Origin of the sequence: Bacillus sp. NP157, from assembly GCA_018889975.1 — a bacterium.
Lineage (GTDB): Bacteria > Pseudomonadota > Gammaproteobacteria > Xanthomonadales > Rhodanobacteraceae > Luteibacter.
The window spans coordinates 455679-467885 of record CP076546.1 but is presented as its reverse complement, the minus strand read 5'-3'; the positions used below and the strand labels follow the sequence as shown (position 1 = coordinate 467885).

At 67.4% G+C, this 12207-nt stretch carries 11 protein-coding genes; 5 read left to right on the top strand and 6 right to left on the bottom strand.

Translation table 11 applies throughout. From position 1 onward, the window contains the following. Window positions 1–35 precede the first annotated feature (35 nt). Both KPL74_02190 and KPL74_02185 read left to right on the top strand, forming a co-directional pair. Window positions 36–485, top strand: a complete 450-nt coding sequence (locus KPL74_02190; GenBank protein ID QWT20831.1) for a hypothetical protein — start codon at window positions 36–38, stop codon at window positions 483–485. Beyond that, window positions 482–688, top strand: coding sequence for a helix-turn-helix transcriptional regulator (locus KPL74_02185; GenBank protein QWT20830.1), 207 nt, complete (start codon window positions 482–484; stop codon window positions 686–688). Before KPL74_02190 ends, KPL74_02185 begins: the two co-directional genes overlap by 4 nt. A gap of 5 nt (window positions 689–693) precedes the next feature. Here the strand turns inward: KPL74_02185 and KPL74_02180 are convergent, their stop codons facing one another. Then, the gene (locus KPL74_02180; GenBank protein QWT20829.1) at window positions 694–2919 is read right to left on the bottom strand and encodes a hypothetical protein; all 2226 of its coding nucleotides are present in this window, start codon (window positions 2917–2919) and stop codon (window positions 694–696) included. Between the two features lie 79 nt (window positions 2920–2998). Beyond that, window positions 2999–3886, bottom strand: a complete 888-nt coding sequence (locus KPL74_02175; GenBank protein QWT20828.1) for a LysR family transcriptional regulator — start codon at window positions 3884–3886, stop codon at window positions 2999–3001. A 101-nt stretch (window positions 3887–3987) separates the two neighbouring features. Between KPL74_02175 and KPL74_02170 the strand changes: the two genes are divergently transcribed. Beyond that, complete coding sequence (locus tag KPL74_02170) at window positions 3988–5406, top strand: aldehyde dehydrogenase family protein (GenBank protein QWT20827.1); 1419 nt, start codon at window positions 3988–3990, stop codon at window positions 5404–5406. 41 nt (window positions 5407–5447) lie between these two features. Then, entirely contained in the window at window positions 5448–6368 is a 921-nt protein-coding gene (locus KPL74_02165; GenBank protein ID QWT20826.1) for a peptidylprolyl isomerase, read from the top strand. A 57-nt stretch (window positions 6369–6425) separates the two neighbouring features. On the opposite strand, the gene KPL74_02160 is transcribed toward KPL74_02165, so the two are convergent. Beyond that, on the bottom strand, window positions 6426–7253 hold the full coding sequence (locus KPL74_02160) for a DUF3014 domain-containing protein (GenBank protein QWT20825.1): 828 nt from the start codon (window positions 7251–7253) through the stop codon (window positions 6426–6428). A gap of 54 nt (window positions 7254–7307) precedes the next feature. Next, window positions 7308–8261, bottom strand: a complete 954-nt coding sequence (locus KPL74_02155) for an RDD family protein (GenBank protein QWT20824.1) — start codon at window positions 8259–8261, stop codon at window positions 7308–7310. Between the two features lie 144 nt (window positions 8262–8405). Between KPL74_02155 and KPL74_02150 the strand changes: the two genes are divergently transcribed. Further along, window positions 8406–8816, top strand: coding sequence for a biopolymer transporter ExbD (locus KPL74_02150; protein QWT20823.1), 411 nt, complete (start codon window positions 8406–8408; stop codon window positions 8814–8816). A gap of 90 nt (window positions 8817–8906) precedes the next feature. Here KPL74_02150 and KPL74_02145 read toward each other — a convergent pair whose 3' ends face one another. Next, window positions 8907–11213 (bottom strand): hypothetical protein, encoded by a 2307-nt coding sequence (locus tag KPL74_02145; protein ID QWT20822.1) that lies wholly within the window; start codon window positions 11211–11213, stop codon window positions 8907–8909. Between the two features lie 85 nt (window positions 11214–11298). Beyond that, the gene (locus KPL74_02140) at window positions 11299–12093 is read right to left on the bottom strand and encodes a hypothetical protein (protein QWT20821.1); all 795 of its coding nucleotides are present in this window, start codon (window positions 12091–12093) and stop codon (window positions 11299–11301) included. Window positions 12094–12207: the final 114 nt, after the last annotated feature.

Here is a 12207-nt window from a genome sequence, read left to right as displayed (position 1 = left end):
CTATCCTCTCGCCACCCCACGATGGAGACACACGCATGGCTACGGAGACGCCGGACCTCACCGACGTACTGATCCGCCACGAACGTCGCGGCATCCTCGGCGCATTGCTCGTCATGCTCGTGCTGGGTGCGGGCGCCGTCGCCGAATGGGCGGGCGTGGATTTCCACTACACCCGCTTCGCCACGATGGCGGCGGCGATCCTGATCCCCGGGGTCATCCTCGTCGCGACGGGCCGTTCGCTGTTTTCGCGCGGTGCATTGGCCGGTTCGCGGCGTGCCGTGCGCAGCGACGAAGCACGCCGGGCAGCGATGGACCGTGCGAGCCGTTACGCGCTGGCCGTCACGCTCACGGCGATGTCGCTGTACGCCATCGCATCGCAGGCGTGGCCGTTCCCGGCGCCACCGGCTGCCCTGCTCGCCATCTTCACGGTGCTCGGCGTGGTCGTCTTCCTGGGCGCCTTCCTGTGGCTGGACCGCCCCGAATGACCGACGAGGTCCTGGCCAACCGCCTGAAAGTGCTGCGCGCCGAACGCGACCTGACCCAGGCCGACCTGGCGGGGCTGATCGCCACCACGCGCAAGTCGATCAACGCCATCGAGGCCGGGCGCATGGTCCCGTCGACCCTGCTGGCCCTGAAGATCGCCCGCGCGCTCGGCGTCACGGTCGAAGACATCTTCGAGATCGCCTGACGCGCTCAGAACTCCAGGCGGTAGGCCACCTTGACCAGGCCTTCGTTGACGTCCTTGAGCGAGAACCCGCGGCGGAACTGCGAATCGACCTCGTCGTTCGTGTCCTGCTCGTAGCCACCGCGGTTGTAGACGATGTAGAGGTTGGACAGGGGCGCGATCTCGTAGCGGTAGCGCACCTGGAAGCCGAGGTTCGCCACGCCGAGCCCGTCGACCGGTTCGTTGCTGGGTATGGCGCGGCCACTGCGATCGATCTCGTACGCACCGCGCAGCTTCGCGCCGACGGCGAGGGTCTGCAGCTTCACGCGCAGCTCCTGGTTGCTGCCGAAGTTCCAGTTCACGCCGCTGTCGACACCGACCGTGCGGCCATCGTACGCGCCGACGAGGTTATCGTGTTGCCAGATCAGCCAGTTCGGATCCCACTCGTAGCTCGCACCGGCGAACACGCTGAAGGCATCGGTGATGAAGAACGTCGGCACGAATTTGAAGTAGTAGCCGAGCCGGTGGTAGCCGGTGAGCTCGTTTCCACTGACGTAACCCTCGGCTTCCCAGCTCCAGCGGCCGATGCGCGGACGCTCGCGTTCGTATTGCAGCTTCGCCGTCGGAGGCTGGTGCAGCGCGTTCCCGCCACGGGTAAGCAAGTCGTCATACGACGCGGTGAAGGCATCCAGCCGCCACAGTTCCGAGCTGCCGTCCTTGCGAGTGCTATTGCGCTGGACGCGGAAGCGCCGCGACACGGTGACGCCCTCGGTGTTCTCCAGGTCGGAGATCCGGTAACGCCACAGATGCGAGGAATACGCGGAGTCTTCCGGCAGCCCCGTCACGCGCTGGCGCACTTCCCAGTGCAGGTAGACCATGTCGTTGCGCGGCAGGTAGCCGAAGTCGTCGATGTCCAGGCGCTTGCCGAAGTACATGCCCAGCCACTGCTGCGCCCACGTATCGTCCATCTGCCAGTAGGCGATCGAGGTCGCACCCATGCCGCTGCTGTTCGCCTGCGGCTGGTCGATCTTGCTGCCGACGATGTTGCTGGTGATGTTGAATGCGTCGTTGGGTTGCCAGCGATGGTCGAAGCCCAGCACGTTGGCGTCGCGGTCCAGGTAGGGATGGTTCACCCGCGTGGCGAGCATGCCGAAGCTCTGCGTATCCACGCTGCGCAACAGGCGTAGCGCGCCGAACGTGCGGCCGTCGTCGCCCTTTTCCTGGGCGGTGAGGATGCCGTAGCTGGTGTCGCCGACGCTGCCGTTGACCTTCACGGCGGCGGAGATGTCGGCAGGCCCGTGCCCATCGTCCGATTCGCCACCGACCCGGCGCGTGTAGACCAGCTGCGAGTAATCGTCCAGCAGGCTGAAGTCGAAGATGCCCTGGTTCTCGGTGAAGAACGGGCGCTTGTCGGTGAAGAAGGTTTCCTCGGGGGAGAAGTTCACCACCAGGTCGTCGCTTTCCACCTGGCCGAAATCCGGATTGATCGTCGCGGTCAGCTGGGTCTGCCCGTTCGGCTTCCAGAGGATGTCGGCGCCCTGTTCGAACGCGGCGCCGCCGTGCCCATGCTCCACCTTGCCGACGAGGTAAGGGGTGACCGCGAACAGGGATTGCGAATACGCCGGCAGCTCCACTTTCTGGAACATCGACAGGAAGCGGCCCTGGTCGAAACTCACCGCGGGCCACGCCATGCGTTCGCCCGTGCTGGCGATGACCCGGTCGATGTACAGGCCGATGGTCCGGTTGTCGCCTGCAGGTTTGTGCATCTGCGCCACGTACCAGGGGATCAGCACCTCGACGCTATAACCGTCGGCGTCCTCGCTCACCGCGTGGTCCCATACGCCGTCCCAGTCGTAGCTGAACTCGGATTCGTTGGTGATCACCTCGTCGGCGATGCCGCCGGTGGACTTCACCTCGAAGTCGTAGCCGGTGCGGCCGTTGCCGTCGAAGTCGACCATGACGTTGATCCGGTCGACCAGCGCGTCCTCGTCACGCCGGGTCACCTGGCGCGAGCGCGGGATGTTCGACGGCTGGGTCACGCGGATCGCCACGGCCAGGCCCTTCGGCGTCGACAGCACCCAGGCCTCGGTGGGCTGGCTGCCGGGCTTGCCGGTGCGCGGCTGGGTATCGCGGAAATCCGTGATGTGCCGGGCGCCCGCCCATTCCGCCGGGTCGATGTGGCCGTCGATCACCACCTCCGCCTGGGCGGCGGTGGCGAAAAGCAGGGCGAAAAGCAGGGAGGCGCGACGGCGCATGCAGGTCCAGGGCGTGAAATCCTGCGGGTAGGATGCCTGTCGGATCGCAAAGGTTTGCCATGACCCTTGGCACGGGCGCCTAGGCGGTTTCCCTGATGAGGTCCACCAACGCCCGCAAGGGCGCAGGAACATGCCGTCGGCCGGGGTAGTACAGGGCCAGCCGGTCGAACGGCGGGGTCCATTCGCCGAGCACGCTTTCCAGCCGTCCGGCGGCCAGGTCGGCCTGCACGTCGTACTCGCTGAGATAGACCAGGCCAAGGCCGGCCAGGGCGGCTTCGCGCAGCAGGTGCGGCTCGTCCAGCGTGACCACGCCCGGCACATCGACCTCCAGCGCCTCGCCATGGCGCTCGAATTCCCAGTGGTAGATGTGGCCCGAGGCCATCCGCGCGCGGACCGAGACGTGGCGCGCGAGGTCGCCCGGATGCCCGGGCCGGCCATGCCTGGCGAAATACGCGGGCGATCCCACGACGAGATGGCGGATGCGTGGGCCCAGCGGCACGGCGATCATGTCGCCCGGCACGATATCGGTGGTGCGGAAGCCGGCGTCGTAGCCGTCGCGCACGACGTCGATCATCCGCGCCTCGGTCACCAGTTCGACCTGCACCCGCGGATAGCGCTGCATGTAGGGAATCAGCAAGGGCTGCATCAGTCGCCGGGCGGCGCCGGCGGAGGTATTCAGGCGCAGCGAACCGACCAGTTCGTCGCTGGCCTCGCCCGCGCGGGCCATGGCCTCGCGGATACCGGATACGGCAGGCCCGACCTCTTCGACGAAACGCATCCCCGCATCGGTGAGGCGCACGCTGCGCGTGGTGCGGTGGAACAGCCGCGCACCGATGCGTGCCTCCAGCGCCGCCACCGACTGGCTCAGGGCCGACGTCGACATCTCCAGCTCCGCCGCCGCCGCGCGGAAGCTCCCGTGCCGCGCCACCGCCAGCACCGCCTCAAGCTCGGTCAGCCCGCTCCGCATTATCCGCCCCCGCTTAACAACCCATTTCGATTGCCGCAGCTTATCACCCCAATCCCCCACCCCCATCCTCTTCATCACCCCCACCTCATGGCCCCCTGCACATGCACACCCTCACCCACATCTACATCGACGGCACCTTCGCCCTCCCCCACGGCGAAGAGGTGTTCAACCTCCACAACCCCGCCACCGAAGCGGTCATCGGCACCGTCCGCCTCGCCGACGCGGAAGACGCCCAGCGCGCCATCGCCGCCGCGAAACGCGCGTTGCCGGCGTGGTCGCGCACGACCATCGCCGAACGCGCCGCCCTGCTCCGCCGCATGCACGCGGCGGTCGCCGCACGCGAAGACGAATTGTTCGCCGCGATCACCGAGGAATACGGCGCGCCGGTCACCCGCGGTCGCTGGATGGCGAAGCACGCCGCACAGGTGTTCCTCGATGCGATCGACGCGATGGAGAACTACGCCTTCGAACGCCAGCTCGGCGTCGCCCGCGTGGTGATGCAGCCGGCCGGCGTCGTTGGCCTGGTCACCCCGTGGAACAGCAATGCGAGCTTCATCGGCGGCAAGCTGGCCACGGCCCTCGCGGCCGGTTGCACGGCGGTGATCAAGCCCAGCGAGATGAGCGCGCTGCAGACGCAGGTGATGACCGAGGCGCTGCATGAAGCGGGTGCGCCCGCCGGCGTCTTCAACATCGTGACCGGTCGCGGCGACGTGGTCGGCGCAGCCATCGTCGACAGCCCGGACGTCCGCAAGATCTCCTTCACCGGTTCCACGGCGGTCGGCAAGGGCATCCTGCGCGCCGCATCGAACGACGTGAAGCGCGTCACCCTGGAGCTTGGCGGCAAGTCGCCGATGATCGTGCTCGACGACGCCGACTTCGCCGAAGCGGTGCCCATGGCGATCCAGGCCGGCTTCATGAACAGCGGACAGGCCTGCATCGCGGGCACCCGCATCCTCGTGCCGCGCTCGCGTCTGGCTGAGTTCGAAGCGCTGGCGACGAAAGCGGTGAACGAGGAAGTCTCCGGCGATCCGCTCGAGCAGGACACCACGATCGGCCCGATGGTCAGCGAGAAGCAGTGGTCGCGCGTGCAGGGTTACATCCGCAAGGGCATCGACGAAGGCGCACGCGTACTCGCGGGTGGCGAGGGCCGGCCCGAAGGCATCGGCCGCGGCTGGATGGTCCGCCCGACGCTTTTCACCGACGTGCGCAACGACATGGCCATTGCACGCGACGAGATCTTTGGGCCCGTTCTCTCAATCATCGCGTACGACGACGAGGAGGATGCGATCGCCATCGCCAACGACACCCCGTACGGCCTGTCTGCCTACATTTCGACGACCAGTGCCGAGCGTGGTGCCCGGGTCGCCGCGCGGATCGACGCCGGCCGGGTCATGGTCAACACGCTGACGCACGAGCCGAAGGCGCCGTTCGGCGGCTTCAAGCAATCGGGCCTGGGTCGCGAGTACGGCGCGTTCGGCCTGGACGCGTATCTGGAACCGAAGGCCATCATCGGCCGCTGACACGTGCTAATTTCCCCGGGTCTGACCAATCCGGGGATCCCATGCTCGCACGTACCTGCCTCACGCTCGCCCTTGCCGCCGCCGTGGCGCTGCCCGCCGTCGCCGACGACGCGAAAAAGTCGCCCACCGCTAAGGAACTGCTGGCGAAAGCCACGCCGTCCGACTGGCGCACGCCGGATCCGCAGAACCTCGTCTACATGGACCTGCCGCAGGGCCGCGTCATCATCGAGCTGGCCCAGGACTGGTCGCCGGAGCACGCCGCGAACATCCGCACGCTGATCCGCGAGCACTATTTCGACGGCACCCAGGTGATCCGCGTGCAGGACAACTTCGTCACCCAGTGGGGCGATCCCGACGGCGACGACAAGAAGAAGGCCAAGAGCCTGGGCACCGCGAAGGAAACGCTCACCCCGGAATTCACCCGCAAGGGCGGCAAGCCGTATCCGTTCACCCGGCTCGCCGATGGCGACGTCTATGCGCCGGAGGTGGGTTTCTCGGACGGCTTCCCGGTCGCCCGCGATCCGAAGGCCGGTGAAGCGTGGATCGCCCATTGCTATGGCACGGTCGGTGTCGCCCGCGACACCGGTGCCGAAACCGGCAACGGCAGTTCGCTGTACGCCATCATCGGCCAGGCGCCGCGCAATCTCGACCGCAACCTCGCCGTGGCCGGCAAGGTCATCAAGGGCATGGAGCTGCTCTCGGCCTACCCCCGCGGTGGCGAACCGATGGGCTTCTACGACAAGCCCGCGCAGCGGGTGACGATCAAGGACGTCCGCCTCGCCGCCGACGTGCCGGAAGCCGAGCGCACGCCGATCCAGGTGCTGCGCACCGACAGCAAGGTGTTCGCGGCGGTGGTCGACGCCAAGCGCAATCGTCGCGATGACTTCTACACGCGGCCGGCGGGCAAGATCGACCTGTGCAACATCAACGTGCCCGTGCGCGATCCGTCGAAGAAGAACTGAAAGGACACCCTGTCATGGATGACGCCCGCGACATCCTTCGTCGCGGCCGATCGACCGTTACTCGGTGCTGGTCGTAGCCGGTGCGTTCGCGAGGATCGCCTCGCGCAGCGCGCGCAGCTTGGCTTTCAGCTTCGCCTCGTTCTCCGCGCCCACGCGGATCATGAATTTCTGGCCGACAGAGAGTTGCTCGTAGTTCGCGTCGGCATAGACGTAGCCGACCTTCGCCGGGATCAACTGCAGCTGGCCCTTCGGCTCGGGCGCCTTCAGCAGGTGGTCGATCACTTCGACGAGGCGGTCGTTGAAATAGCCTTCGGTGCCGAGGTCGCGGTAGGCCTGCTGGAACAAGGGGTAGCTGCGCTTGTACCAGGCGGCCACGGCTTTCGGATCCATGTGGTCGGCGACATACATGTAGGTGTCGTAGCGCTGCAGGTTCTGCTTCGACTCGGCGAACATGCCGTCGGCGTTCTGCACCTGGAAGCGCCCGGTCGGCACGCGCAGCGGCACCACGTTCATGCCGATGGTCTGCTTCGGCAGCGCATCGATGGTGGCGACCATGCGCGGCACGATCGCATCGGGGCGCAGCAGTGTCTTCAGCGCACCATCGCTGGTCAGGCCGAGCAGGCCGGCCAGGACCGATTCATCGCTGTCGCCCAGCGCGGGCAGCCCGGCGGTCGAGCCGCTGGCGGGGCCGATCGGGTGTTCGGGGAGCGCGGCGTTGTTCACGGCAGTGGGTGGAGCAAGGGCAGAGGACGCAGCGGCCGGCGGCGCCTGCGCGGATACGCTGGCCTGCTTCTCGCGATAGAAGAACACGGCACCCAAGGCAATGATGGCGACGATCAACACGCCTGCCACCCACTTCGAACCTGACGACGACTGACTGCTCAACGCAACGCACTCCCTAAAACCAACCCCCATGGGACTACGAATGGCGGGTTAGGTTCAAGGCGAGCGGGTCAGGCCTGCTTCATCGAGGACGAGGTCGCGGAATCCGACGCCACTCGCAAAACCGAGGTCGAAGCCGTACTGCATGCGTACCGGCAGGGGTCCCTCGAGGTGGCAATGCGCTCGCGGCGCCAGGCGCATCGCAACGAGCCGGGCCAGCTGCGGATCGTCGATGCCGACACCGCTTCCGCCGAGTAGCACCTTCATCGATGTGCAGTGGCGAGCCGGCCCCGTAGCCGGATTCATGTTCATCCAGGCGCCCAGGATGGCGACCTGCCCTCCCACCGGCGGCGTGAGCACCTGGTGGTTCATCGCCGGCGTAAAGCGCAGGAAGACCGGCAGGCCCGCGAGGCTGATCGGCACGGCAACCACGAGGAAAACGCTGGCTATCGCAAGATGCGGCCGCCAGAAGGTGTATCCGGCCATCGCTTCGCGCGAGGCGCTTCCGCGGATCACGAACGTGCCCGTCGCCAGGTCGTGCAGGCCCTGCCGGGTGCCGGCGTTGAATACGAGCAGGTAGAGCGACGCAAGCAACAGGCCGCCGACCAGGCCCTCGAGGGCCCGTGCGCCCAGCGGGGCTTCTGCGGGAAACAGCAACATGCCATTTAGCAACACCGGGACGCAGATGACGGCGGCACGTAGCAGCGCACGCCAGACGGCGATCACCCGGCCTGCGCCATCGACGACGCGGATACTCAAGACCTTCTTGCCGGGAGAGCCCGCGCCGCCCCAGCCGCTATCGAAGATGCCGAAATAGATCACCGCGATGGCGAAGCCGAGCACGCGGCACCACAGCCCCATCCGAGCGAAGGGCTCGAACAGGACGAGGCCGGCGATGGCGCCGCCAAGCGATAGGATGATCCAATCGATGAGGAAGGCCAGCCAGCGGCGCCAGAGGGCGGCCATGGGCCTCGGCGGCGGCTCCGCCGCGGTGTGCAACTCGGTATCCATGCCGTCTCCACCTGATCCGCCGATCATGCACCCGGGCCGGGGCTTGCGGGAAGCCCCCTTTGGCAGGGCAAGCTCGGGCCGCCGGCATCCCCCATGGCCGGCACCAGGGTTCCCACCACATCATCGAACGTGCAAGGAGGAAGTATGGCTTTCTCTGCAAGGGCCGAGTCGTCCCCCATCGCCGGCATCAACGTCACGCCACTGGTCGACGTCCTGCTGGTGCTGCTGATCATCTTCATGATTTCCACGCCGGTTATCGCGCAAAGGAACCGGGTCGACCTGCCCAATGGCACGGGGGAGATCCTCGATCCTCCCGAACCACTTCGGGTCACCGTCGACTCGGGTGGCATGGTCTTCCTCAACGGCACGCTGGTGACCGACGCGAGCCTCGCCACGCAGCTGGACATCGCTGCGGCCAGTGGACGTGACGACGCCTCGCTGATCCCGCACGTGGAGCTGCATGCGAAGGATGAAGCCCCTTACGAGGACGTGGCGCGGGTCCTCGCGCTGGTGAAGGCGCACAGGATGGAACGGATCGACTTCGCGTCCGACTGACACGCTAACCCACGCTTTGTTTGTAGGAGCGCGCCTGCGCGCGACATCTGGTTGCCACGACGCAACAGGATGTCGCGCGCAGGCGCGCTCCTACACGTGGTTCGGTGTAGCAGCTAGCGCGCGGAATATGAGCCGCTCGCTCTCCACCAACGACCGATCGATGCTGCGGCTGGCCTCGGCTTCCGCCTCCCCGGTCGCCACGGCGAGCGCCGCCGCATCGCGCGTAAGCCACGCCCGCACTGCCCGGCAGCGTGCGCCAAACGCTGGATTCCCCCAGCGCGCTGCCTGGACATCCGCATCTCCCGGGAGCCATGTAGCGTCACGCTCGTTCACGGCCGACATCCAGTCGATCTCCTGCCGCGTGAGCATGGCGATCTCCGCAACGGCTTCACCCTGCGGGTCGGTCGAAACAGCGTCCTGCAAGACAAGGCCCAGCTCCACGGCATCCGACCATGCGCCACGCTGTTGCGCTGCCTTGACGCGATACCACGCGCCCGCCACCGGGGACCCATCGGCGATGGTCTCCAGTTCCTGTTCGGACAACAGGGAAACCGGTGCACCCGATAGCACGCGCGCATGCAGTCGCAAGCTCGGAAAGTGCGCTTCGTCCGGCGGGTGGCGCCACCATCGCCAGGCGTTGACGACATCGTTGAGCTCGGAAGGCGCTGCCGAGTAGGGATTACAAAACGGCATGAGCGATGCATAGCCCGCCAGGGTGAGCATCGAGTGGACCAGCATGTCGCTGGCCAGCTGCGCGGCCAGCAAGCAAAGCGCCGCGAGGGCCAGCTGTGGCACGAAGCCAGCAAGGGCAAGCCAGAGGTAACCACGGCGCAAGGGACGCGTGGCGGACGGCATGGCATGCAGTTCGGAGAAGCCCTGCCCCGCCCGCCAGCGACGCCAGCGCATCCGCATACCGCCGCGCAAAGGGAGGATTTGCAGTGCCCCGAAGCGCAAGCCAAGCACGACCATGCCCTGCTGCCGCGCCACGACGAAGCGGGCGACCTCGCGCACGAGGAAGGAGGCGAACAGCCCAACGATGCCCACGACGAAGGCCAGGGTCACGCCGTACCGGGCCGCGTTCCCATGGATCGCCAGGTAAGCCAGCATCAGCAGGCCCGCAAGCCACACCAATGAAAGCGTAGACCGCGTACCTGGCGTGGGCTGCCAGATGGACGGCGGCTGCGCTGACGTCGTACCGGCATCGCTGTCCTCGTCGCTGTCACCCGCCGCTGAGGTCATGCCGTCTACGTCGGCGGCGGCGGCCGGTTCCACGGCCCAGCGATCGGTCGCCGCGAGCGCATCGAGCAACAGGCCTTCGCTTTCCTCGGCCGTGAAGCTGAGGCTGTCTGCGGCGGCATCGAGCGCGCGGCGCCTTGCCTGGGCCATGCCATGCCCACCGCCAGCGAGCCACGCCCTGAACACGTCGTAGCGGTGCGGCAGTGCCGGGATATGCCAGCTCGCGTCACGCAGGGCGGCTGCGTCCGGGAGCAGGCTTGCATCACGGGCAACGACCGCGGCCGCGAATTCGATCTCACGCCGTACCAGGCTCGCGAATTCCGATTGCGCGGCGCGTTGGGCGGGGTCGCTGGACAGCGCTGCCTTCCAGGCGCCCATTCGCCCGGCGCATTCGCGCCACGCGCCGTGGGCCAGGTCGTCCTTCACCCGCGACCAGAGGGCGTGCATCGGGCTCATGCCCTCGAAAATCGCCACGTCGGCCGGCGAGATCTCCGCCAGCCGCCTTGCGTAGTTCATGCGAACCAGCGCCACGGTGTTTCGCAGCGAGGATTCGGACGGCGGATGGAGCCACCAGCGCAGGGCCTGCAAGCCGTCGGAGTCCATCCCGTGGCGGAACGGCAGGATGTTCACCAGCGGCCCGACCGCTACGCAGATCGCGGCCACCCAGCCGGCCTTCGCATGCAAGGTGGGCGTGAGAACCATGCCAACGACGAGCAGCGCGATCAAAACGGCATTCGCTGCCACGCCGCCCAGCATGAAGCGGATGAAGACCGGGCGCCACGGCTTACCCAGCGGTGGCAACGCGCTGACGGAGCCCAGCGCGCCGCGTGTCGCGGCGCGTTTCACGCGCATCTTCCAGCCGCGCCGCCTGGGTGCGAACTGGAGCGGGCCGAGACGGACGGACAGGATCCACATCCCGCCTCGCCGGGCGGCGATGAAATGGCCGAGCTCATGGACCGCCACGGCAAGGCCGAGCGTCGCGAACGGAATGACCACCGTCCAGGGAAAGCCAAACGTGGACGACAGCCCCAGCGCCGAGACGAACAGCAGCCCCATGACAAAGCCGGCGAGCACTTTGTTGATCGACAGCACGAGGGACGGCGGCTGCCACAACGGTTCGGCATCAGCCGAGGCTGACGCGCGCGCATCTTCGTTTGCCATTCCCTGGACTCCCCCGAATCGATCGGGCGAGCTTAGCAGGGGTGCGCGCGGGGCGGCATGTCCGCGGCCGGTCCGCGAGCCTGCGTCAGTCCGGACTGGACGCAGCGAAGGCCGCGACCTGCTCCTGGCTCACGAGGCATGTCACGGGCTGCGCCGCGCGGTCGACATGGAAGAAGCCGTCGTCGCTGGGCGCGTGGTAGTAGAGCGTGCCGCCGACGCAGGGAGGACGCGTCGCCCGCTCGCCCGAGAGCGCCTGCCAGACGCGCACGGCCATCAGCGCCGTAGTGGCGTGGCCCGGGTGCTGGCCATCGCTGTGCAGCCACGCAGCGTTCGGGTCCGCGGCGCGCAGGCGCAGCCAGGTTTCGCCCAGTTCGATGTAACGGGCGCCCATGGCGGCGGCGATGTCTCGTTCGCCCTTGACCAGCTCCGGCTCGATGACCGTGTTGAGCTGCCAGGTGCCCAGGTAGTAGAGCCGTGCGCCGCCATCGCGGGCCATTTTCGCGAGCACCGTGCTCGCCCGCCTCACCTCGACGTGGTGCGGGCGGGTGAGACAGCCCTCGCCATGGCAGACCGCATCGCCGCCTCGCTCCTGGAACACCACGTCGGTGTAGTGGCCGTGGGCAAGCAGGTCGGCGAGGCGCGCATTGTGTTCGCCGTCGGCCAGCGAGGCGCCCGGCAAGGCGAATGCGTCCACCTCCACGTCGGGCGGCGCCAGCGAAGCCGTGGCCGACGGGAGGTTGTTGACATAGGTGAGGCTGTTGCCGACGAAGAGGATGCGGCGTGGCGGCGACGCCGCGGAGGCGGCCGTCGCCAGGCAGAGCAGGAACAGCAACAGGATCTGTAGGAGCGCGCCTGCGCGCGACAGGGTATTCGGGAACATGGACATCCGTTTCGGTGGTGGCGATATATCCGTTTCGGTGGTGGCGATATTTCCGTTTTTTGGCTGCGACAGGTTCGTTTTGGTGGTGCCGACACATCCCTGTGCGTGGTCGCG

What these genes read in the sequence shown, in the direction of transcription:
- KPL74_02190 (QWT20831.1), top strand. Translation starts at nt 36, where the DNA reads ATGGCTACGGAGACGCCGGACCTCACCGACGTACTGATCCGCCACGAA.
- KPL74_02185 (QWT20830.1), top strand. Translation starts at nt 482, where the DNA reads ATGACCGACGAGGTCCTGGCCAACCGCCTGAAAGTGCTGCGCGCCGAA.
- KPL74_02180 (QWT20829.1), bottom strand. Translation starts at nt 2,919, where the DNA reads ATGCGCCGTCGCGCCTCCCTGCTTTTCGCCCTGCTTTTCGCCACCGCC.
- KPL74_02175 (QWT20828.1), bottom strand. Translation starts at nt 3,886, where the DNA reads ATGCGGAGCGGGCTGACCGAGCTTGAGGCGGTGCTGGCGGTGGCGCGG.
- KPL74_02170 (QWT20827.1), top strand. Translation starts at nt 3,988, where the DNA reads ATGCACACCCTCACCCACATCTACATCGACGGCACCTTCGCCCTCCCC.
- KPL74_02165 (QWT20826.1), top strand. Translation starts at nt 5,448, where the DNA reads ATGCTCGCACGTACCTGCCTCACGCTCGCCCTTGCCGCCGCCGTGGCG.
- KPL74_02155 (QWT20824.1), bottom strand. Translation starts at nt 8,261, where the DNA reads ATGGATACCGAGTTGCACACCGCGGCGGAGCCGCCGCCGAGGCCCATG.
- KPL74_02150 (QWT20823.1), top strand. Translation starts at nt 8,406, where the DNA reads ATGGCTTTCTCTGCAAGGGCCGAGTCGTCCCCCATCGCCGGCATCAAC.
- KPL74_02145 (QWT20822.1), bottom strand. Translation starts at nt 11,213, where the DNA reads ATGGCAAACGAAGATGCGCGCGCGTCAGCCTCGGCTGATGCCGAACCG.
- KPL74_02140 (QWT20821.1), bottom strand. Translation starts at nt 12,093, where the DNA reads ATGTTCCCGAATACCCTGTCGCGCGCAGGCGCGCTCCTACAGATCCTG.